Below are 21,205 nucleotides of genomic sequence, written 5' to 3' on the forward strand. Positions count from 1 at the left end.
CAATCCTTTTAATTATAGGGAAGACGCGACAGTGTTAGACCCGGTTTGAGGTAACTTTTTTTCCTCACTTTCTGATTCCATTTTCACTTGATTAGCATCGTATTTACGACCGCTGTAGATAAAGATGCCAACAAAAATGGCAACACATACCAAACGGATCACGACTGAAACATCAGGCCATACTAGAGCTATACCTACCGCAACCAACGCTACTCGAGTAATAATATTAACTTCGCTCTCTAGATAACCTTCAATCGCCGCGATAAACGCGTAAGTACCAATAACAGCAAAGCCACCCGTGACTAACACGGAGATCACATCCCAACTTACCAAGTTAGTGTAGGCAATCAACAATGGTACTAAATACAAGCCTTTGGCTATCTTCCATGCCATTAATCCCGTTCTCATCGGGGGTGTTTTAGCAATGGTTGCAGCCGCAAATGCAGTTAAACAAACAGGCGGAGTCACGTTGCTGTCTTGCGATAGCCAGAAAATGATCAAGTGGGCAGAAAGCAGTGCAAGGCTGATCGCTTCTAAGCCAAGGCTCTGTTCAAGCAGAGTTTCCACAAAATCAGCAGGGACTAACGCAATCATCTCTTTGGCTGTTTCAAGTGCCATTGGCGCGTTCAGCAAATCAAGCTTATCTGGCGCAGCCAACATGAAGATAGCTTTCGCCTGTTCCGGTAACTGTCCCGAAACCAACAGGTCGAGCAACTGACTTTCAGCAATCAGTTTATACAAAGCTGGTGCAGACAGAGTACCCAACACGATATAAGCCGCGGTTACTGGTAACCCCATGCCCAGAATCAAAGACGCCAGTGCAATTAAGGCGATCATCACCAACAAATCGCCGTTCGCCCAGCTGTTGATCATCAACGAGAAGGTGTTACCAATACCAGTCGTGCTGATCACGTTGATCACCAGACCAATGCCCACTAGCAACACAGCCGTGGTCGCCATGTTTTTTGCGCCTTGAGAAAGCGCTTCGATGATCGCCTTTGGACCCATTTTGTGATTTTTAGAGAACCATGAAGCCACCACGACAGACAGAATCGAGATGCCCGCAGCGTAAGTCGGCGTAAAGCCCTTCACCAACAGAGTCACTAACACCGCTAATGGGATCAGGTTGTGCCAACCCGACAGCAATACTTTCAATAGAGGCTCACAGCCAGAAGTCACCTTTTGCACACCACTGCGTTTTGCTTCGATGCGCACGAAGAATGCCACAGACAAAAAGTAGATAAGCGCAGGAACGAAGGAAACCGCAATAATATCGACATAAGGAATTTGCGTGTAAGACGCCATGATGAACGCGCCCGCACCCATCACAGGTGGCATAAGCTGCCCGCCAGTAGATGCAGCCGCTTCAACACCTGCCGCGAAGCGCGAAGGGAAACCTGCCTTTTGCATCAAGGGAATACTGATCACGCCCGTCGATACTGTGTTTGCTACGCTCGACCCGGAGACTGAGCCCATCAAGCCGGAGCCAATAACGGCAATGAAACCAGGGCCACCAATCACTTTGCCCGCCGCGGCACGAGATACATCAATAATGTAGTCGCCGACACCAGATCGAACTAAAAATGCGCCAAATAAGATGAACATGAACACGAAGGTCCAACTGATTCTTGAGATCGAACCAAACATCCCTTCTGATGAATAAAAGCTTCGATAAAGTAACGTCTCAAGGCTTAAACCCGGAAAATGAAAAATACCGCTGGTCCATTGTCCCCAAAGCACTACATAACTTAAACACACTAAGATAAGCACTGGAATGAACCAGCCCATAGTGCGTCTAATCAGCTCAATGACGATGGCAATCGCCAAGATAGAGAAAAACCAATCACTGGCGATAAATTTTACGCCTCGGTCATACAACGCATCTTCTGCAAAGGGGATGTAGATAAGACAAGCCAGAGCCGCCAAGGCAATTCCGATATCGACAGCCAGCGCTATCTTGCTATTTTTCAGCGAGATATGAGCGGGATACCAGAGTGCACAAATGATCGCAAAGCCAGCGAAATGCGTCGCCGAGATCCAAAGCTCAGGCAAGGTAGATAAGGTGTTAAACCAAATGTGTAACAACGAGAGGAGCACTCCCATTGTCGTTATTGCTTTGCCCACCCACGGAAAATCCGTTCGGGTCGGCAGTTCAAATTTTTTCAGTTCCTGCTGCAGCGAATCGCTCATAGAAAACTCCTGCTCTCCGCAGCAAACACGAAGAGAAAATCCATAAAGTGAGGAGGTGCACGAACACATTCTTGAGCGAACGTGCACCAAGCAATTAAGTCACGAAGGGGTTAGTTGATGACAAACAGCTAGTTCGCGACAAATCATTAGCTCACGAACCAATAGTTACCTGACAAAAGATAAGCTAGTTAACGATCAACTCAGAAGGGATCTCGATGCCCATCTCTCGATAATAACGTGCAGCGCCTGGGTGAAGAGGAACAGGCAGACCTGCGATCCCTTTCTCAAGTGCCATTGCTTTGGTTGCTTTATGGATACCTTGTAGGAAAGGTAGGTTTTCATAGATAGCTTTGGTCAGTTGATACACATCGTCTTCAGAAATGTCTTCGCGAACTGCTAGGAAGTTAGGTTGGGCAATCGTAGTAATTGGTTTGTCGACACCTGGATAAGTGTTTGCTGGGATCTCGTACTTGGTCCAGATATTGTAATCGCCATTCGCTTGTTTGATCTGCGCATCGGTAAACGACAGGATTTGAATATCTTCACCCAAGGCAGCAAAGGCTTGTGTTACCGCACCAACAGGCACACCAGCAGGCGTATTCATGCCATCAATCGTGCCGTTTTGTAGTGCACTAGCACTGCCACCGTAACCCATAAAGGCGAGTTTAAATTGTTCTGGGTTAACCGATAGGCCCTGCATGATCTGGCGTCCTGAATTCTCAGTCCCAGAGTTCTTCTTACCGATAGAGAATTTCTTACCGTTTAGGTTCTCTAGATCGCTTACCGTACCTGTTTTTGCTAGATCTGAACGCACAATAAAGTGTTCTACGTTTTGCCATAACATGGAAACTGAACGCAGTTGAGTTTGTCTGCCAGATTTCTCATATGGCCCTAAACCCTGCCAAGCCCAAGCACCATACAAACCTTGTAGAATAGCGAACTGAGCTTCGTTCTCGTTCAACAACTTTACGTTCTCACCCGAGCCCGCAGAGCTGATAGCCGCTAAAGAAAAATGCTGCTTAGGCGCAAGCTTAACTTTACTCAATGTCGCTAAGGCCACACCCACTGGATAATAGGTACCACCCGTTGAAGCCGTCGCTAAAATATAGCTGCGATCTTCTTCAGCTGACGCATTACTGATAAGGCCAAGAGAAGCCATTGCTAGCGCTAAAGTTTTAACCAGCTTGTTGTATTTCATTGTTACTCTCCATGTAGGGTTATTCACGTTATATTTTTGTTAACAACAATAGATAGCAAGCGTAATGCCAGTTTTTAACTATTTGTTTTAATTTACTTTTATTTTAAAACCTATTCAAAATAAGCCGTTTTTTGCTTATTCCCCTGTTATTAAGTAAGCCATTTTTGGCTTATCGGCTACCGGAATTAACACCTGTAGATCGGGAAGCAAGTCACACCATGTTGCAGTTGTGTGATCAATGTATGTAAATTGATAAATATGCAATGAGCCATTTATTGCTCATTAAAAATCAACAAGCACTGCGATGAAGCCGCTCTCTAAGGGTCAACATAGTCACTTCGATTTAACCCATAACGCACCATCTTTTGGTTCAATGTTCGACGAGGTAAATCCAAATCTTGCATCACGTCATTGATACGCCCTTTATAACGAACTAAGGCATCATGAATCACTTTCCTTTCAAAGCTCTGTACTTGAACCGCCAAAGGGATGCCTGCCGTTGTGGACTCTGTGACAGAATTGGGACGACACGCCAAAATATCACCAACGGTCAGGCTTTCATCCAGCGCAAAACGAATCGCAACATTACGCAGTTCACGCACATTGCCCGGCCACCCATACGAGAGCAGTGCATAGCGATCAGCCTCACTGGCTATACGTGTTTCGGAATTGGCTTCTTGGGTGAAGTGTTCAAACAAAAGTAAGGCATCTTCTTCACGCTCACTGAGTGGAGGCAAATGCAGCTGGGCAACATTCAAACGATAGAATAGATCTTGGCGAAAGTCGGGGTGATTCAGTAGATCGCTTTTCGAGGCAGAGACCACTCGTAGATCAACATGTTGTTGCTGATTCCCCCCCACGCGTTCGACGACATTATCTTGCAAGGTGCGCAGCACTTTTACCTGCATCGACAGCGGCATACTCTCTATTTCATCAAGGAACACTGTGCCTTTGTCGGCAAATTCCAGCTTACCAATGCGTCGTTTGGCCGCACCAGTAAACGCTCCGGCTTCGTGTCCAAACAGCTCGCTTTCAAAGAGATTTTCTGGGATTGCGCCACAGTTGAGCGGAACAAACGGATGGGTTTTACGTTGGCTGAATTCATGTAAGCAAGAGGCGACCAGCTCTTTACCACAACCCGTTTCACCATAGATGATCACGTTGGTGTCTATGGAAGCGACTTTCTGGATTTGCTCGCGCAGTTCACACATCACCTTACTGCGACCGATCAGCACCTGTTCAATGCCCTTAAGGTTATCCAGATAGTTCTGACGACTGTTTCTGTCTTGGCCACTTTGATGTTTATCTACCGCTTCCGATACCGTTTGAGACAGACGCTCTGGGTCGAATGGCTTCTCAATGAAGTCATAGGCACCTTGCTGTAAGGCTTTCACCGCCATATCGACATCACCATGCCCAGTAATCAAAATAACAGGCACATCTGGCACAAGACCTTTGAAACGCCCTAGCAGATCAACACCATCAATATCAGGTAAACGAACATCGGTGATAATGGTTTGAAAATCACCCTGCTCTACGGCGTTTAACGCATCTTGCCCAACCTCAAATGCGGTGACATCGAAGCCCGCTAATTGTAACCATTGGCTGGTTGCTTGACGCACAATTGCATCATCTTCAATCAAAGCTATACGCTGCATAGTTTGGTTCCGCTACTTACATCAGAATAATGTCGCCCACGGTATGTAAAAAATCCTCAGACGAAAAGGAGCTAGCTCCCACTTTGAATAACACTCCTTTAACAGTTTAATAATGTTTGTTAGCTTCGATTTGTCTCACACTCCACCTTCCAAGCAATAAAACAGTGAAGCTTCGTATCTCATTAACTTGAATAGGTAAATCACTAATTTTAAAAGGATTTAATCAAGCATGGTTAACAACAATCGATATTGGTTATTCCTATGTGCCTGTTTATTGATTGGATTGGTGCAGGTTACCACCAAGAATGGCATCAGCCAGTGGAAACTCGAGCAAGCCCAACGCTACGCCGAACAACGCTTCCTTGGTTACATTGCAGAAGCGAGGCGAACCCTTAAGCGTTTCTATTATCTGCCCTACCTGGTAACCAATGATGAAACCACGGTTCGTTTTATCGATGGTGAAGACCGCCTTGAAAAACGCATCAAGAAACAGCTGATTCAATTGGATAAAGCCGCCAATACCAAGGGCTGGTATCTGCTTTCTGGCGAAGGTGACTTGTTGGTATCGAGTGTCGAAAGAAGCAAACTGAGCAATAAGAACGCCAGCATGATTGTTTCTAAAATCCACCAGCAAGGTGGTGCGATTTCAGTGGTAACAAAAAACAAAGGCGTGACGCCCGATTACTTCATTGCCGCACCCGTTTATCGAGCGTCAGATATAGTAGGTATTGTGGCGGTACAAATCGACTTGTCGTTACTGACCGATCAATGGTTCGCCGATGGTGAAGCGATACTGTTCCAGAACCCTAGAGATCAGTTCTTCCTCTCCAGCGACAACAAGCTGAGTGCCGATTGGTTCAATGACACCTTCAATTCCCAGCCAACAGCTACAAAACGCGAGTTGTACGACCAAACCCATATTCGCGTTTGGCGACTGCAAGGTAAGGATTACCTAATTCAGTCAATCAAGTTAGACGACCTCAATTGGCGCTTAACCTACCTCACCCCATTAACTAGCCTCAACCAGACCACGAGTTGGATCAGTTGGAGCGTAGCGGTGGCCTGTCTCTTCGTCATGTTATTGCTAGTGATTCTTTACCAAAGACGCCAGAAGAAACTCAGTAACCTGCGAATCCAAAAGCTTATCGAAGAGTCGGAAAAGCGCCTATCCGGAATGATAAACAAGACCCACGTTGGGCTGGTACTGATCGATAAACACGGCCACATCCACGACATTAACCTGATGGCGAAGAACTACTTCTGCCTGTCCGATTCGATGATCAACAACATTAAGGCGTGGCAGTTATTTGAGGCAGGTAACCCGAATTCAACCACCTTGCAACTGCTCAAAAACTTAGAGCAGCATCAAGAGCTGGCCGAGATAACTAGCGTCGAAACCATGGCAAGGCGCAGCGATGGTAGCTACTTTCCGGTACTGTTCTCTATAAGTGCCTTTCCTTGGCATGCGACCACTTATTATCTGTGTACCGTGATCGATATTAGTAAGCGTAAAAAAGCAGAAATTGCAGTGCAAAATGCCAATAAAACGCTGCAACTGCGAGTAGAAGAGCGAACGCAAGACCTAAAAGATGCACAGCAAGAGTTGGTCGAATCAAGCAAACTTGCCGCATTGGGTCGCATGTCGAGTGCGATTACTCATGAACTCAATCAGCCGCTTACTGGCCTAAAAACGCTACTTTCAAGTAACCAGCTATTGATGGAAAGAGGCGAGACCAAGATGTTGAAAGCGAACATGGACTTAGTCATGAGCCTGATCGACAGAATGGCTAACATGACCAGCCAATTGAAGTCGTTCGCCTTCCAAAGACTTGAAAAGCCTTACCCAGTTTCACTGACAGACGCACTGCAAGAAACCCTGCGAATTCATCAAGCCGAACTGGAAAACGTCGATATTCGCGTGCGTGTCGCTTCCAATATTTCGATGGTAATGGGAGAAGAGGCGCGACTTCGTCAAGTGCTTGGTAACCTGCTTAGAAACGCTGTCGATGCCACGCAGAATCAGAAACCAGCAACCATTGTGATCAGCGCTCATACCGAGCAACAACGCGTGATCATCAAGGTTCAAGATAACGGTTGTGGTGTGTCTGAAGATCAACTCGAAACCATTTTCGAACCGTTTCATACCAACAAAAAGATGGGCGAAGGCTTGGGGCTCGGGTTGGCTATCACAGCCAACAACGTTCGCGATATGCAAGGCACATTAATAGCGAAGAACAATTCAGACCAAGGCATGACATTTACGTTAACACTAAACAATAGCGATAGTGAGTAGTTACTTACACAGACCTTGAACTCCACATTCTATTGAAGCGCTAGAACTAAAAAACCGCCCACAGAGGGCGATTTTGATTCACTTATTGGCGTGTGACTTATTCACTAATCCGTTAACGACTTACTCAGCTAACTGCTTCAACAACAGTTCTGTTGGGCGCACAATCGCGATGATCGATTCATCGTAGATTTTCGCTGAATCAGACAGTATCGCTTGGTAGGCATTCACGTCAGCTTCTCTTACTTTCTCGCCTGCTTGTGCTTTAGCAATCAAGGTTAACGCCAAGTCTGCCACTTCAACGGTTTTCTCTGCAACCACCACAGTCTCTACCGAAGACACGTTACCAGCGAAGACAGTTTCCGCCGCTAGTGCAGCTGATTTTGCTTGCTGATAATGCTCTGCAAGTTGCTCTAGCGCCTGCTGATTGCCTGTCGCCACTTCATTGACCAAGTCTTGCATCTCATACACCGCGTAGCTTTCTACTGGCAAAGCATCCACGAAGCGATTTAGGCGCTCGTATTGGCTGTACAAGGTGCCCTTAGGTTCAGTGGAGTTCCACTTTTCCCAGTTGCGAGCATAGTATTGAGCCGGCTCGGTGTATTTCGCTAGCACGCGCAGGTCGTGAATATCTTGGCCTTTGGCAATGCGCTTCAACAACATATCAGCATCTGCGTGATGACGTAGCCCTACCGATACTTCCGACCATGTATCCATTGCTTTCATGCGCTTATACATACTGCGTTCGTCTGTCAGTTCTGCATCCGACCAGAAACGCTCTGCAATTGCATAGCTACGTGGCCATAGGTAGTTTTCGACCGTAAGGCTGTCTTTATTCTCAAGCCATATCGTAATCTCACCGCCCAGAATCAACTCTTTTTCTTTGTCGGTAAGCTCTGCAGGATAACCACCATTAGGCTCAGGGATGACACTGCCTTCGATATAGCTACTCGCAATCACTTCACCTGTGGTTGGCCAGCGCACGTTACCAATCAATTGGTAGCTGCCCTCTGAGAATCCATTTGGATTTAGGTTCAGGTTGAACTCAGTGTAAGACATGAAGTTATCGAAGTGGCCGACAAAGGTTTTGCCCGGCACATAATCAAGGATGTAAATCTCTTCACGAGACTTGCCGTTGTAATCACTGAACGCGCGGAACGTACCGTCTTTCGCTTCAATGATAGTCAGCGTTCCCTTACGCGGGCCGCCTTTTGAGCGTGGCTTCTCCCATTGATACGTCACGAACTTCTCGCCACTATGAAGCTTATCATCAACCGTGATACCCGTTGGCATTGGGTCATTGCGATAGTGGTAACTCGTAGGCTGAGGCTGGTCTAGGTAATAACCCGTAGACAGAATACCTGGGTAGCCCTCTTTCGCCGCACGACCGATACTATCGTGTCCTTGCCAGCTTTGAATCACGATAGAAGTTGGCAGATCTTTATGCCAAATCTCATCCCAACCCGTCATCTTCTTGCCACGCTCTTCCAGCATCTTTTCAACTTTTACGTTGAGGTAAGACTGTAAGCCGCGCTCGCCATCGATATTGTTCTCTTCGATGAACTGTTGGTGCTTTTCGCTGTTTTTCCATTGCGCATAGTTCGGCTCATCGCCACCAATGTGGAAGTACTCGTCTGGGAACAGTTCTGTCACTTCATCAAACACGTCGCCCAGCATTTCATAGAGCTCTGGGTTAAGTGGGTCCATCAATGGCTCAAATACACCCCAGCCACGTTCTTGTTCGTAGCTTTGACCTTCACCACCCGACATCAAGCGTGGGTAAGCGTGCGCCACAGCAGAAGAGTGTCCCGGCAGTGAAACTTCTGGAATAACACGAATACCAAGATTACGAGCGTACTCAACTAAGTAACGAACTTGGTCTTTGGTGTAGTAATCACCATCAGTGGTTTCTGACCATAGACGCGGCCAAGATTCCGTTTGAATGCGGATACCTTGATCGTCCCAGAAGTGCCAATGGAACACGTTCATTTTCGCAGAAGCCATCGCATCTAGCTGACGAATCAACACATCAAATTCAATGAAGTGACGCGAGGTATCGTAAGAGACTCCACGCCAACGAAAGCGGGGCTCATCAACAATGGTTACGGCAGGAATATGGTAGCCAGTTGCTGTGGTTTCAACGAGCTGTAAAAGGGTTTCGATGCCGTGAATAGCGCCATATGGGCTTGGAGAGCTCAGCGTGATTTGTTCGCCCTGAGTCGTAATTTTGTAGGACTCCACAGAATCAATGTTTTGTACTTCAGATTTTGGCGCCGCGTCGATATCAATGATCAGGTTCGCTTCGTCTGCGCTATCAACCTGCCAGTTTAGAATCGGCACGCCAGTTTGGCGCTCTAGGCGATCGATAAAGCGTTTCGCGGTGTATTCAACGCGATCAGAGTTAAAGCCTTTGATGTAAACCTTGAAGTTACCGTCGACCTTAACTTGCCCAGCTTGCAGCTCGACTGTTTGTGGATACGGCATTAAATTTAGATCGGTATTCGGAGCCATTGCTAACGCCATTGGGGATACTACTGAACTTGAAATCAATAGAGACAATATAGTTTTTTTCATTATTAGTTTTCCTATATAACGGACGTTCTGTTTTGTTTATCGGAGGCGATTCACAAAACAGAACCTTCAGCCACTGCTGTTGTTTATCGTGAGCTCAAAGCCTATCGTCTGTGAAAAACGAATGAGCTCACAAACTTATGATTAGCTAACCAACTCAACCGCTTCACGAACCAACTCCGCGATCTCGTCCCACTGTTCATTCTCGATCATCTTCGGAGATACCATCCAAGTACCGCCACAGCACACCACGCGATCCACGGCTAGGTAGTCATTCACGTTGTGCTTGCCGATACCTCCCGTTGGCATTAAAGACACATCAACGTATGGCGCTAACAGAGATTTCACCATATTGATCCCACCAGACGCTTCTGCTGGGAAGAACTTCAAAAAATTAAGACCTAGCTCCAACGCTTGCTCTACTTGGCTTGGGTTGTTTACGCCAGGAACGATTGGCATACCGATCTCTTGGCAACGTTTTACTGTGTTGGGATTCAAGCCCGGTGCTACGATGAATTCGCTGCCCGCCTCTTTCGCAAGGTCGATCTGCGCAGGTGTGAGTACTGTACCTGCACCGATACACATCTCTGGGTAGGCATCACGCATCGCACGAATCGAATCCGCTGCCGCTTCGGTACGGAACGTCACTTCTGCTACTGGCAGGCCGTTTTCTACCAACACTTTTGCTAGTGGAATCGCATGTTCCACCTTGTTGATTTGGATAACAGGGATAACTTTGAACTGCTTAAGTGTGTTGATCATTTCTTGAGACATAATAGTTCCGCTTTTTATTTTTTAATCAGTTGGCTCATAGCGATCATAGGGATTATTGCGCCAGAGTATTGAATAACGATGGAAGCCAGTTGGTGGCCAAATTCGGCTGCGTCGGTGGCGCTCTCGCCAGTAAGACGCGCAGCTAAATAACCCGCAGCGAATGAATCGCCCGCAGCGCAGGTGTCGACCACGTTAGAAACACGAGTCGCGGATACATAACTCTCAACAACATCGCCTTGTTCAACTTGAACAATCTTGCATGGCTCACAGCCACGTTTGATGACGATCTCTTGGCAGCCTAAGCGAAGGCAGCGTTGTTGAACGCTCTCGCCATTGCCCCAAACCAGCAGGTCGTCGTCTTCGGTAATCAGTGCAATGTCGACCAATGGTAGTAACTTGGCGTACCAATGCTGAGCTTGTTCAGTCGTCCAAAGTTGCGGGCGATAGTTGTTATCAAAAATCAGCTTGCCGCCTTGATTTGAGAACACGCTAATGGCTTTGAATAAGCGCTCACGATAGGCGTCATCTAAAATCGCGATACTGATACCGCTGATGTAAACCGCATCGACTTGTTTCTCGGTCAGGGCGATTTCAAGCTTATTCAGATCACTAGCTTGAAAGTAAGATTTGACTGCCGCGTCGTTGCGCCAGTAATGAAAGTGTCGCTCGCCTGTCTCGTCGGTTTCAACCATGTAGAGTCCAGGAAGCTTGTTCGCAATGCGTTCGACGAAATTGGTTTGAATGCCTTCTAGTTGCCAGCTATCAATCATATTTTGAGACAGCTCATCACTGCCAAGCCCTGTCGCATAGTGCACAGAGAGGTTTTGATGTTGAGTTAAGCGAGAAAGGTAAAGTGCGGTATTAAGTGTGTCACCGCCAAACTTTTTGGTTAATGGAGAGCCGCTGATTTCGACCATACATTCGCCAAAGAAAGCAATATTGAAATGAGAAGATGCAGGCATAGCCGATCCTAAAATAGAGAGATATATGTGGGAGAAGGCCCTGCCACTAAGCAGGGCCTGAATTAAGCAAACCAGTTGTGGAGACTAGGTTTAGCTTGTTTGATTTGCAGGACGTTGAGGTGCCGCTTCTTCTTCAAGTACGCCAGTCTCAGACATTTCCATCTCCATCAGAGCACGCTCGTCATCAAGAATCGCTTTTGCCATTTCAGGTGTTACTTGGTTAGCCGGAGTCACTAGGCTCACAACCACACCTGCCGTTAGAGCAAACAGACATGATGGGATAACTGGGTTGCCCCAGAAGGCTGTGTAGTCAGCGTTTAACATTACTACGAATGAAGCTACAGAAGCACCCGCTAGTGTTGCAAGCGCACCTTGCCAGTTGTAGCGTTTCCAGAATTTACCCAACATACCGCACACAAACATGCCCGACATAACCGTTGAAATCATCTTAGTGATGTAGCCAATGATGTCGTTTGACGTCAGTGCGAACAGTAGTGCGAAGCCAATCACCACAACCAAAGCTAGACGAGAGTAGTTCAACATTGATTCTTTGTTTGGTACGCGGCCTGTGAACATCACGTACACGTCACGCAGTAGGATAGATACACCGGCAATCGCATCTGAGCTTGCACTCGACATGGTTGCAGATAGACCTGCGATAAGAACAATCATGCCTACGCCAACTGGAAGAACCGTTGCAGCTACGTATGGGAACGAGTAGTTCGGGTTATCCAATGATGGGTCGATTGCGTGCGCAGCCATACCAATGATTGCTGGAATAATAGAGAAGAAAAGGTACAACACACCAGAAGCGACAAATGAGCGACGGATAGTTGAAACATCTTTACCAGAGTAGATACGCTGACGGAATGAAGGTGTTGCAAGTACGCCCACACCGATAACCACAGCCAGAGAAACAGCAGGCAGAATGCCCAGTTTATCGATTGCTAAAAAGCTTGTAGCAGCAGGGTCCATCGCAGCGTAAAGGTTATCCATGCCACCAATGTGATCAACAGACATTACCGCCATTAGGATGAAGCCAGCAAAAAGGATGATTGCTTGAATCGTATCGGTCCATACAACTGCTGTGTAACCACCGATAACAACGTAGATAGTGAAAGCTGCAGCAATAATAATTTTCGCAAGGTTAAGGTCGATGTCTGCAATCCACGCTAGGTACATGCCGCCACCTAGAATGTGCGCACCTAACCAACCGATTGACGCGATAAAGATAAGTAGGCCAACCACGTTTTTTACGATTCGGTTAGCGCCAACGTAATAAGCCAGCTCTTCACTCATGGTCATGAAGTTCAGTTTACGAACCGGAGCAAACCAAAGTGCAAGCAATAGGATGCCCACAGCACCGCCAATTCCGTACAGAGCACCTGCCCAACCATTTGCGTAGCCAAAGCCAACCGCGCCCATACTTGAACCCGTGCCGACCATAGTCGCAACTGTTGTACCAAGTACTAAGAATAATGGCAGGCCACGGCCGCCTAATAAGAAATCTTCGCCAGATTTTTGATTACGCGAGACAAACCAGCCTAACCAAATTAGAAAACATACGTACACGCCGAAGCCTGTAAGAAAAAGTGTGCTGTTCATTTGACACCTCTCAGTGAAATATTGAGTTCATTCTTGAACTTTATTTATGATTCATTCATTTTTATATTTCATATAATTACTTTATTGATTTTATCTATTTTAATTAAAGTAATTTTTATAAATGTAGGGTGAGAGTATTAAAGGATAATAACAGGGATGACTAACCCCTAATACTCTCTAAGTAGGTAATTGTGATTAGGTTATTACTAAACGCGATCCGCGCGGTAGCAAGTCACATCTACTTCAACCTTCACGTCTACAACTAGGTCGCAAACCATGCAGATACGAGCCGGTGGGTTAGCACCGAAGAACTCTTTGAATACCTTATTAAAAGATTGGAAGTAACGAGAATCCGTTAGCACAACCTTTACGTGCATTACGTCTTCTAGGCCGTAGCCCGCTTCAGTCATGATATCGACACAGTTTTGGATCGCTAGGCGAGACTGGTCAACAATGCCACCCTCTACCACTTCACCATCTGTCATCGGTGTCTGGCCAGAAACGTATAGGAAACCACCCGCTTCAGTTGCGCGTGCAAATGGTAAATGTTGTCCGCCTGTACCTGTACCGCCTTCAACACCGTAACGTTTAATAGTCATTTTTTAACTCCACTTCTTTATAGATAATATTGGTTCTGTTCCAATATATTTAAATTAATTCGTCGTTTTCTTATTACTGTATATCTAATAAAATAATTAAATTCTAATTACGGTAAATAAAAACGCCTGAACGATTATTTTTCACTTTTCCTTTTTGGTAAGTTAACTCACCATTTACAAATACACTTTCGATTCCCTCAGCAACTGACATAGGATTTTCAAATGTTGCTGTGTCTTTAATATTCTTTGGGTCAAATAAAACTAAATCGGCAAATGCGTCTTGGCGAATCTCACCTCTTCCCGCGAGGTTATAGCGCTTCGCAGACATTCCGGTCATTTTGTGAATCGCTTCTGGCAGCGCAAACAGTTTTTCCTCTCGGCAGTAATGACCTAAGACTTTCGGGAAGGTGCCCCACAATCTTGGATGTGGATGCGGGTCATTTGGTAAACCATCAGAACCAACCATGGTCAGCTTGTATTTCAATACGCGCTTTACGTCGTTCTCATCCATGCAGTGGTAAACCGCACCGGCTGGTTGAAGCGCTTTTGCTGCGTCCATCAGTGGTAGGTTCATCTCATCAGCAATCTGCTTAAGCGTTTTGCCTGCATGTTCAGGCTTTGCTTTAGACCAAGTGATGAAGATGTCGAAATCGTCTGTCACCTGTTTCAGATCTAATGTCGAAGAGCTCGCTGAGTATGGATAGCAGTCGCAAGACACATCTTGGTGCTCTGAAACCTTGTCCATCAAATCAAGCACTTCAACAGTTCTGCCCCAGTTGCCTGCACCTGCACATTTAAGGTGAGAGATAACAACCGGTACTTTCGCGTATTGGCCTGTCTCAAACGCCTCTTCCATCGCGCTTAAGATCTCTTCAAATTCGGTACGCATATGCGTGGTATAGATGCCGCCATGGCTAGACAGCACTTTGGCTAACTGCATCACCTCATTCGCGTTGGCTTGCTTCGCACTTGCGTAAGCCAAACCAGAACTCAAGCCTAATGCGCCCTGCTCCATTGCTAAATCAAGGTTGCTTTGCATTGCTGCAATTTCTTCTTCGCTTGCGGTGCGTTGTAGGTCGTCCATCACTTGGTTACGCAGTGTGGTGTGGCCAACTAACGCTGCTACGTTCACCGCTGGTTGCGCTTGCTCTACCGCTTGTGCATACGCCGCAAAAGTTGGGTATTTAAAATCAGCCTGCGCACCTAAAAGATTCATTGGGTCAGGTGGATCGCCAGCCAAAACCGTTGGCGATGCGCTGATGCCACAGTTGCCAACAATCACGGTTGTCACACCTTGGCTGACCTTAGGTAGGCAGTCTGGGTAACGAATTACGTTGGTATCGTCATGTGTATGTACATCGATAAATCCAGGAGCCAATGCTAAGCCTGCTCCCTCAACCAACTGGCCACAATCTTCGTGATCGATTTGACCAATTTCGGCGATTTTTCCATCAAGGATTGCTACATCGGCACAAAACGATTGTTCGCCGGTGCCGTCAAACACCTCTACATTTTTGATTATCGTATCGAACAACATTTTTCACTCTCTCAATCCACTGTGTTGATGGAGCTATATTAGAAATCCAGCCGATTATTTTCAGTGACAAAACACACATAATATTTTAATTTGTGTGATAGTTTCTATCACAAAACACATTATAGATATATTTAAACATTAAATAACAACCACTTAAATCATGTTAGGAATCAGCAATGAAACATAACCCTGCACAAAAAGATGTTATAAAGTATCAAAAAGATAGTTTCATCTTGACTGAAAAAGGCCAAAAAGGGAGAGCAGTATCACAATCTGAGAACGGTGTTTATCGACTGGTTGATGAAGACATTTCGCTTCCGGTAGCAATTATCAAACAATCAGCGTTGACCAATAACCTGAATTGGATGCAATCATTCGCCGATCATCATCAGGTTAAATTGTCGCCACATGGCAAAACATCGATGACGCCTGATTTCTTCCGTCAACAGCTAGAAAATGGCGCTTGGGGAATTACCGTTGCGACACCTGCACAAGCAGAAATTGCAGCAATGGCAGGCGCAAAAAGAATCATCATGGCTAACCAATTGGTAGGTAAAACCAACATGGCGATCATCGAACAGCTTATTAGTGAGTTCGACGTTGATTTCTATTGCTGTGTGGATTCATCGGTAAACGTGCAGCAACTCAACCAATACTTCGCCAACAAAAAGCAGACGCTAAAAGCTCTAATCGAGTTTGGTGTTCCGGGTGGCCGTTGTGGTTGTCGTTCACCTCAAGAAGTTTTAGAACTGGCTCAAACCATTCAAGATACGCCTGCACTTTCGCTAGCGGGTATTGAGGTGTATGAGGGCGTGATTCATGGCGACAATGCCGAGCAAGACATTCGTACCTTCTTAAACCAAGCGCTGACCTCGGTCGAAAGCCTCGCATCAGACGGTTTAATTACCGGTCAACCTATCATCACTGGTGCAGGTTCGGCTTGGTATGACGTGGTTGCAGAATGTTTAGCGAACCTAACCGATTACTTGGCGATCATCCGCCCGGGCTGTTACGCGATTCACGACACAGGTATCTACCTAGACGCTCAAAGCAAGGTGTTGCAGCGTGCCCAAGTAAACCAAGGTTACGCGTGCGAATTGGGTGGAGATCTGGAATCGGCACTTGAGGTATGGGCGTATGTAATCTCTCGCCCAGAACCGACTAAACTAGTGGTTGGGCTAGGCAAGCGTGATGTGGCCTTTGATGCGGGTTTACCTATTGCCGAACGCGGCTATCGCAATGGCAAAGCTATCTCTGTGAAAGGGCTGACTGCGACCGCCGTGATGGATCAGCATACCTTTGTTGAAACGGACGGCTCTTCTGAGATTGAAGTGGGAGACATGATTGCCTTCTCAACCTCACACCCGTGTTTAACCTTCGATAAGTGGCGCTACATTGCCATCAGCGATGACGACCATCAGGTAACAAACTGGGTGGAAACCTGCTTCTAGTTCGATTTTTCAATAAGCTAGAATCAGCGAAGCAATAAGATATACTAACGGGGCTAAGGCTTAGTTTTAAACGGCTAAAAAGCTAAAAAGCTAAAAAGCTAAAAAGCTAAAAAGCTAAAAAGCTAAAGAGCTTACTTCTTACGAGCTAGGTTCTTAATAACTAGGTGATAACGATTAGCCCCATCAACAAAGGATCAGGATTCTTGAGTTTAGAAGTAGATATCATTTCACAGATAACGGAGCGTTTTCCCGCTCTTCGTGATGCAGAGAAAAAAGTCGCTAAGCTGATCATGGACGACATTGATTTTGCTGCCAATGCCAGCATCACAGAGCTTGCTGAAAGCGCTCAAGTGAGTGAAGCCACCATTACACGTTTTGCTAAAGCGATCGGTTGCAGCAACGTACGTGATATGAAGATTAAGTTGGCTCAGACGCTAACCGTTGGCCAGCGCTTTATCCTCGAACCGGTTGACCAAACGGGTTATCAAGGTATCTACGAATCGATCAAGCAAAGCCTAGACATCAACCGCACCTTGTTCAAAGAGCAAGACGTTGAAACCGCAGTCAGCTGGCTGCATAACGCCAGACAGATCATTGCTATTGGTATGGGTGGTGGTTCAACCATTGCTTCTCAAGAGCTGCAACATCGACTGTTTCGTTTAGGCTACCCAGTGGTGTCGTACAACGATGGCTTGATGTCACGTATGGTTGCTGCCACGGCAGATGCTAATGACGTAATGGTGATGATCTCTGCGACTGGCTTTACACCAGTGATCACAGAAACGGCAGAGCTGGCTAAGCAGTACGGACTTAAGATCATTGCGATTACCCCACAAGATACACCGCTAGCAAAAATTGCCGATATCTTGTTACCCATCAAGCATATGGAAACCGACTTCATCTACAAGCCGTCGGCTTCTCGCTACGCTATGTTGGCGTTAGTGGATGTGCTTTCTATGGGAATCGCAGTCAATCACAAGAACCGTTCGCGCGACAAACTGCGTCGCTTGAAAGTTGCGCTCGATTCTTACCGAGGCGGTGGCGATAGACAGCCTCTCGGTGATTAACGAATCAAGGATAGAATGAGCTTAAATTCACGCGCGCGGCAGTCTTTCACAAGCTCGTATAAGCTCATTTCTAATCCTGTGATTTGGATACCAGCATCCATTAGTCGACGGATTGCCAGATCTTTGTTGAGTGCCGTTCGTGAGCTAACACAGTCGCCAACTACCTGAACCCTGTACCCAAGTTCCAACAACCCCATTGCGGTTTGATAAACACAAATATGAGCCTCAATACCACACACTAACCAAGTCTCTACATCCTTGGCTTGAACCGCCTCAACAAACTTGGGCTCATCACACGCGTTGAAAGTGAATTTAGGTATCGGCTTTGCATCATTCAGCAAGTCATTAAGTTCGTCAACCGTCGCACCTAGCTTCTCTGGGTTCTGCTCCAAACGAATAATTGACAGCCCCAAAACCTGCGCTCCTTGAGCTAACTTCCCGCAATTAGCAATCAGCGTATCGCTCTCATCAACAAGGCGTGCGAGCTTGCCTTGTACGTCCACAACCACCAAACCTGTGTTTTGTTTCGTTAGCATGTTTATTCCTTGTTTTAAACAGCCTGACTCACTAAGCAACCGGATGAACATTTTATCTACTATGTAACGATTCAACTTACAAAGCCATACAGTAATACGTATAAGACTACGGAATAATACTCACCAACGGTCGAAAGGTCGCAAAACAAAAATAATTGATACTGGCATGACATTTAAGAATGAGTAACAAAAATGAACAAGATAACAAAATCAGCATTAGCACTGGGTTTAATCAGCGCAGTTTCTCTTCCAGCTTTAGCTGCAGGTACTGACGGCGGTGCGTACATCGGTGGCGGCCTTGGTGTGTACCAAGATTCTGATACAGACGGTCAAGGCAACCTAGACTCAGACGGCATGGGTTACAACCTATATGGTGGCTACCAGTTCAACCGTATCGTTGGTGTTGAACTTGGCTACAACGATTACGCAGACTACAAAAAGGGTGCTGCAAAACTGTCGCCAACTTCTATTTCGTTATCAGCAAACCTAGGTTATACGTTCTACAACACGATTCGTCCATTCGTGCTTGCAGGTTTAAGCTCTGTTGACCTACACGCAAATAACGCAGCTCTATATGATGACGATAGCGGTACCGGTTTCCACTTTGGTGTTGGTGTTGAATACACGCCAATCGAACATCTAACACTACGCCTAATCTCACAAGCAGACGCAGTGAGTGTTGAGAACGACTACGGCTTTAAGAAAGAAGACAAAACACTTGCCTTCAACAGCATTAGCTTCGGTGGTTCTTACAACTTCTAATGTGATTGAACCACATAGAATAAGCTGAACATACTAATTCACTTTGCTGTTCCACCTTGTCATGAAGGTCACTCAGTAAAGTGAATTTTTTGTTTCTACACGCACTATCGCGTCATTTCACTTTAGCCGGTTTATCGCTCACCATTACTTACTGAGCTTTATGCGTTGATATTAGAGCTTTCTTGGTAGCGAGACTAAAATAAAGGGATAAGAGACGCAGGAAAACAAGACCTATGAATCTACCAAGCTTTAACATGTCGATAAACAAGCTGCCTTTTGTGTTGGCCGTGTATTATCTGCTTGTCGTTAACTTGCCTATCTCACGCGAACTGTTCAATATTCTTAGTGCCTCACAAGCCGAAAGCATTGGGTTTATCATCTCGATCCCATTTTTCTTTCTCGCCGCATTCAACTTTATCTTTCAAGTATTCAACTGGCCGATATTCGCCAAAGCTTTTTTTATCTTGTTACTACTTACTTCCTCTTTAGTCAGCTACAGCATGTTCAACTACGGCATTTTTGTAGACTATGGAATGATAGAAAACGTCTTCGAAACCAACAGCGGAGAGGCTGCTAGCTACCTAAGCAGCTATTCTATTTTATGGTTTGTTCTGATGGGAGGAGTCCCGTCACTGCTGCTTTTATTTACGGATCTTGAAAAAGAATCTTGGAAAGATTTTGCTATTTGGAAGGCGATTGGATTGCTCTCTTCGTTGATTGTCATAGCGATTATTGCTGGACTGTTTTACAAAGATTATGTGTCGATTGGTCGTAATAACTCTCATCTTAAAAAGATGATCATTCCGACCGAATACGTAGCATCAACAGTCAAATACATCAATAACACCTACATCAAACAGCCCATCCCCTATCAAGAATTGGGATTAGATGCTCAACTCAAGCCACAAGCAAAAGCGGCAACCAAACCGACCTTATTGGTGTTTGTGCTTGGCGAAACCGCTCGCGTGTATAACTACCAATATTATGGCTATGAGAGAGAAACCAACGCTCATACCAAGCCTTATAACCCGATATTTTTCTCTGATGTTCAGTCATGCGGAACCGCCACTGCGGTTTCTGTGCCGTGTATGTTTTCTAACATGAACCGAAGCAACTACGATCGCGACAAAGCCTACAACCAAGATAACGTGGTCGACATTATGAACCGCGCGGGCATTCACTCTATCTGGCGAGAGCACGATGGTGGAGACAAGGCGGTCGCACATCGAATCAAAGAGATGACTCTCGTCGCCAAAGACAGCGACCCGCTGTGTAATAACGATGTGTGCTATGACACAGCCATGCTAGAGAACTTCGAACAAGATACTCAAGATCTTAAACAAGATAGCATCATTTTCTATCATATCTCAGGATCTCACGGCCCAACGTACTTTGAGCGTTATCCAGAAGAACATAAGAAATTTACGCCTGACTGCGCTCGTGCAGATATCGAAAACTGTACCAAAGAGGAAGTGGTTAACACCTACGACAACACCATCTTGTATACGGATTTCTTTCTCTCACAGGCTATGCAAAAACTAGAGAAACTCACCGATAAGTACAACGTGGCGCTGATGTACATTTCCGATCATGGTGAATCTTTAGGGGAAAACGGCGTCTACTTGCACGGTATGCCTTATTCATTGGCACCGAAAGAGCAAACCCATGTGCCTATGATCATGTGGATGTCTGATGGCTTCGCCGAGCAGAAAGGGATAAACCAAACCTGCTTAAGAAAGGCGGGGAAAGAGCAGAGCTTTTCTCACGATAACCTGTTCGACTCCTTGCTTGGCCTAATGGACGTGCAAACCAAAGAATACCGAGAAAACCAAGACATTTTTGCTGCGTGTCGGTAGTGCTTTTACTTATGTAAACCATCGGAAAACTCGAGTTGCCTGAACAAGCTCTCCTCAACTTCCCCTAAAAAGAAAAGACCTCGGTCTTTTCTTTTTTTCGTCGCTAACATGGAGCCAGAGTGCTAATTTATAACGACGAAACAATGAGC

The 21,205-nt window shown here is 45.9% G+C and carries 15 protein-coding genes; 5 read left to right on the forward strand and 10 right to left on the reverse strand.

Features of this window, described 5'->3' with window-relative positions; all coding sequences use genetic code 11:
- Positions 1–12: 12 nt before the first annotated feature.
- The 3 genes from AB4375_RS08905 to AB4375_RS08915 all read right to left on the reverse strand — a co-directional run bounded on the left by AB4375_RS08905 (position 13) and on the right by AB4375_RS08915 (position 5,046).
- Positions 13–2,190 (reverse strand): TRAP transporter permease, encoded by a 2,178-nt coding sequence (locus AB4375_RS08905; RefSeq protein WP_017061065.1) that lies wholly within the window; start codon positions 2,188–2,190, stop codon positions 13–15.
- A 184-nt stretch (positions 2,191–2,374) separates the two neighbouring features.
- On the reverse strand, positions 2,375–3,388 hold the full coding sequence (locus AB4375_RS08910) for a TAXI family TRAP transporter solute-binding subunit (protein WP_017061064.1): 1,014 nt from the start codon (positions 3,386–3,388) through the stop codon (positions 2,375–2,377).
- A 317-nt stretch (positions 3,389–3,705) separates the two neighbouring features.
- The gene (locus AB4375_RS08915; protein WP_372051371.1) at positions 3,706–5,046 is read right to left on the reverse strand and encodes a sigma-54-dependent transcriptional regulator; all 1,341 of its coding nucleotides are present in this window, start codon (positions 5,044–5,046) and stop codon (positions 3,706–3,708) included.
- Between the two features lie 229 nt (positions 5,047–5,275).
- Between AB4375_RS08915 and AB4375_RS08920 the strand changes: the two genes are divergently transcribed.
- A complete protein-coding gene (locus AB4375_RS08920; protein WP_372051373.1) occupies positions 5,276–7,339 on the forward strand; it encodes an ATP-binding protein in 2,064 nt (687 codons plus the stop codon).
- Positions 7,340–7,459: 120 nt separating this feature from the next.
- Here the strand turns inward: AB4375_RS08920 and AB4375_RS08925 are convergent, their stop codons facing one another.
- From AB4375_RS08925 to AB4375_RS08950, 6 genes are all read right to left on the reverse strand, one after another.
- Positions 7,460–9,910, reverse strand: a complete 2,451-nt coding sequence (locus tag AB4375_RS08925) for a family 20 glycosylhydrolase (protein WP_372051375.1) — start codon at positions 9,908–9,910, stop codon at positions 7,460–7,462.
- Between the two features lie 141 nt (positions 9,911–10,051).
- A complete protein-coding gene (locus AB4375_RS08930; protein ID WP_372051376.1) occupies positions 10,052–10,681 on the reverse strand; it encodes a bifunctional 4-hydroxy-2-oxoglutarate aldolase/2-dehydro-3-deoxy-phosphogluconate aldolase in 630 nt (209 codons plus the stop codon).
- Between the two features lie 14 nt (positions 10,682–10,695).
- Positions 10,696–11,643: a sugar kinase gene (locus AB4375_RS08935; protein WP_372051378.1), complete on the reverse strand. Its 948-nt coding sequence runs from the start codon at positions 11,641–11,643 to the stop codon at positions 10,696–10,698.
- Positions 11,644–11,733: 90 nt separating this feature from the next.
- Positions 11,734–13,248 (reverse strand): sodium:solute symporter family protein, encoded by a 1,515-nt coding sequence (locus AB4375_RS08940; RefSeq protein ID WP_048660497.1) that lies wholly within the window; start codon positions 13,246–13,248, stop codon positions 11,734–11,736.
- 206 nt (positions 13,249–13,454) lie between these two features.
- Complete coding sequence (locus AB4375_RS08945; protein ID WP_017065166.1) at positions 13,455–13,847, reverse strand: RidA family protein; 393 nt, start codon at positions 13,845–13,847, stop codon at positions 13,455–13,457.
- Positions 13,848–13,950: 103 nt separating this feature from the next.
- Entirely contained in the window at positions 13,951–15,384 is a 1,434-nt protein-coding gene (locus AB4375_RS08950; protein ID WP_372051380.1) for an amidohydrolase family protein, read from the reverse strand.
- Between the two features lie 176 nt (positions 15,385–15,560).
- Here AB4375_RS08950 and AB4375_RS08955 point away from each other — a divergent pair, with 176 nt between their 5' ends.
- Positions 15,561–16,835: an amino acid deaminase gene (locus AB4375_RS08955; protein ID WP_372051381.1), complete on the forward strand. Its 1,275-nt coding sequence runs from the start codon at positions 15,561–15,563 to the stop codon at positions 16,833–16,835.
- A 203-nt stretch (positions 16,836–17,038) separates the two neighbouring features.
- Positions 17,039–17,902: a MurR/RpiR family transcriptional regulator gene (locus AB4375_RS08960; RefSeq protein ID WP_017062019.1), complete on the forward strand. Its 864-nt coding sequence runs from the start codon at positions 17,039–17,041 to the stop codon at positions 17,900–17,902.
- On the opposite strand, the gene AB4375_RS08965 is transcribed toward AB4375_RS08960, so the two are convergent.
- Positions 17,899–18,438: a hydrolase gene (locus tag AB4375_RS08965; RefSeq protein WP_372051382.1), complete on the reverse strand. Its 540-nt coding sequence runs from the start codon at positions 18,436–18,438 to the stop codon at positions 17,899–17,901. The genes AB4375_RS08960 and AB4375_RS08965 overlap by 4 nt on opposite strands.
- Before the next feature lie 192 nt (positions 18,439–18,630).
- On the opposite strand from AB4375_RS08965, the gene AB4375_RS08970 reads away from it, so the two are divergent.
- Complete coding sequence (locus tag AB4375_RS08970) at positions 18,631–19,200, forward strand: porin family protein (RefSeq protein ID WP_372051384.1); 570 nt, start codon at positions 18,631–18,633, stop codon at positions 19,198–19,200.
- Positions 19,201–19,433: 233 nt separating this feature from the next.
- A complete protein-coding gene (locus tag AB4375_RS08975) occupies positions 19,434–21,056 on the forward strand; it encodes a phosphoethanolamine transferase (protein ID WP_372051385.1) in 1,623 nt (540 codons plus the stop codon).
- Positions 21,057–21,205 lie beyond the last annotated feature (149 nt).

The sequence above is a fragment of the Vibrio sp. 10N.261.51.C6 genome (assembly GCF_041471785.1).
Taxonomy (GTDB): Bacteria; Pseudomonadota; Gammaproteobacteria; order Enterobacterales; family Vibrionaceae; genus Vibrio; species Vibrio crassostreae_C.

Coding starts and splice junctions, on each gene's coding strand:
- AB4375_RS08905 (WP_017061065.1), bottom strand. CDS start 2,190: ATGAGCGATTCGCTGCAGCAGGAACTGAAAAAATTTGAACTGCCGACC.
- AB4375_RS08910 (WP_017061064.1), bottom strand. CDS start 3,388: ATGAAATACAACAAGCTGGTTAAAACTTTAGCGCTAGCAATGGCTTCT.
- AB4375_RS08915 (WP_372051371.1), bottom strand. CDS start 5,046: ATGCAGCGTATAGCTTTGATTGAAGATGATGCAATTGTGCGTCAAGCA.
- AB4375_RS08920 (WP_372051373.1), top strand. CDS start 5,276: ATGGTTAACAACAATCGATATTGGTTATTCCTATGTGCCTGTTTATTG.
- AB4375_RS08925 (WP_372051375.1), bottom strand. CDS start 9,910: ATGAAAAAAACTATATTGTCTCTATTGATTTCAAGTTCAGTAGTATCC.
- AB4375_RS08930 (WP_372051376.1), bottom strand. CDS start 10,681: ATGTCTCAAGAAATGATCAACACACTTAAGCAGTTCAAAGTTATCCCT.
- AB4375_RS08935 (WP_372051378.1), bottom strand. CDS start 11,643: ATGCCTGCATCTTCTCATTTCAATATTGCTTTCTTTGGCGAATGTATG.
- AB4375_RS08940 (WP_048660497.1), bottom strand. CDS start 13,248: ATGAACAGCACACTTTTTCTTACAGGCTTCGGCGTGTACGTATGTTTT.
- AB4375_RS08945 (WP_017065166.1), bottom strand. CDS start 13,847: ATGACTATTAAACGTTACGGTGTTGAAGGCGGTACAGGTACAGGCGGA.
- AB4375_RS08950 (WP_372051380.1), bottom strand. CDS start 15,384: ATGTTGTTCGATACGATAATCAAAAATGTAGAGGTGTTTGACGGCACC.
- AB4375_RS08955 (WP_372051381.1), top strand. CDS start 15,561: ATGAAACATAACCCTGCACAAAAAGATGTTATAAAGTATCAAAAAGAT.
- AB4375_RS08965 (WP_372051382.1), bottom strand. CDS start 18,438: ATGCTAACGAAACAAAACACAGGTTTGGTGGTTGTGGACGTACAAGGC.
- AB4375_RS08970 (WP_372051384.1), top strand. CDS start 18,631: ATGAACAAGATAACAAAATCAGCATTAGCACTGGGTTTAATCAGCGCA.
- AB4375_RS08975 (WP_372051385.1), top strand. CDS start 19,434: ATGAATCTACCAAGCTTTAACATGTCGATAAACAAGCTGCCTTTTGTG.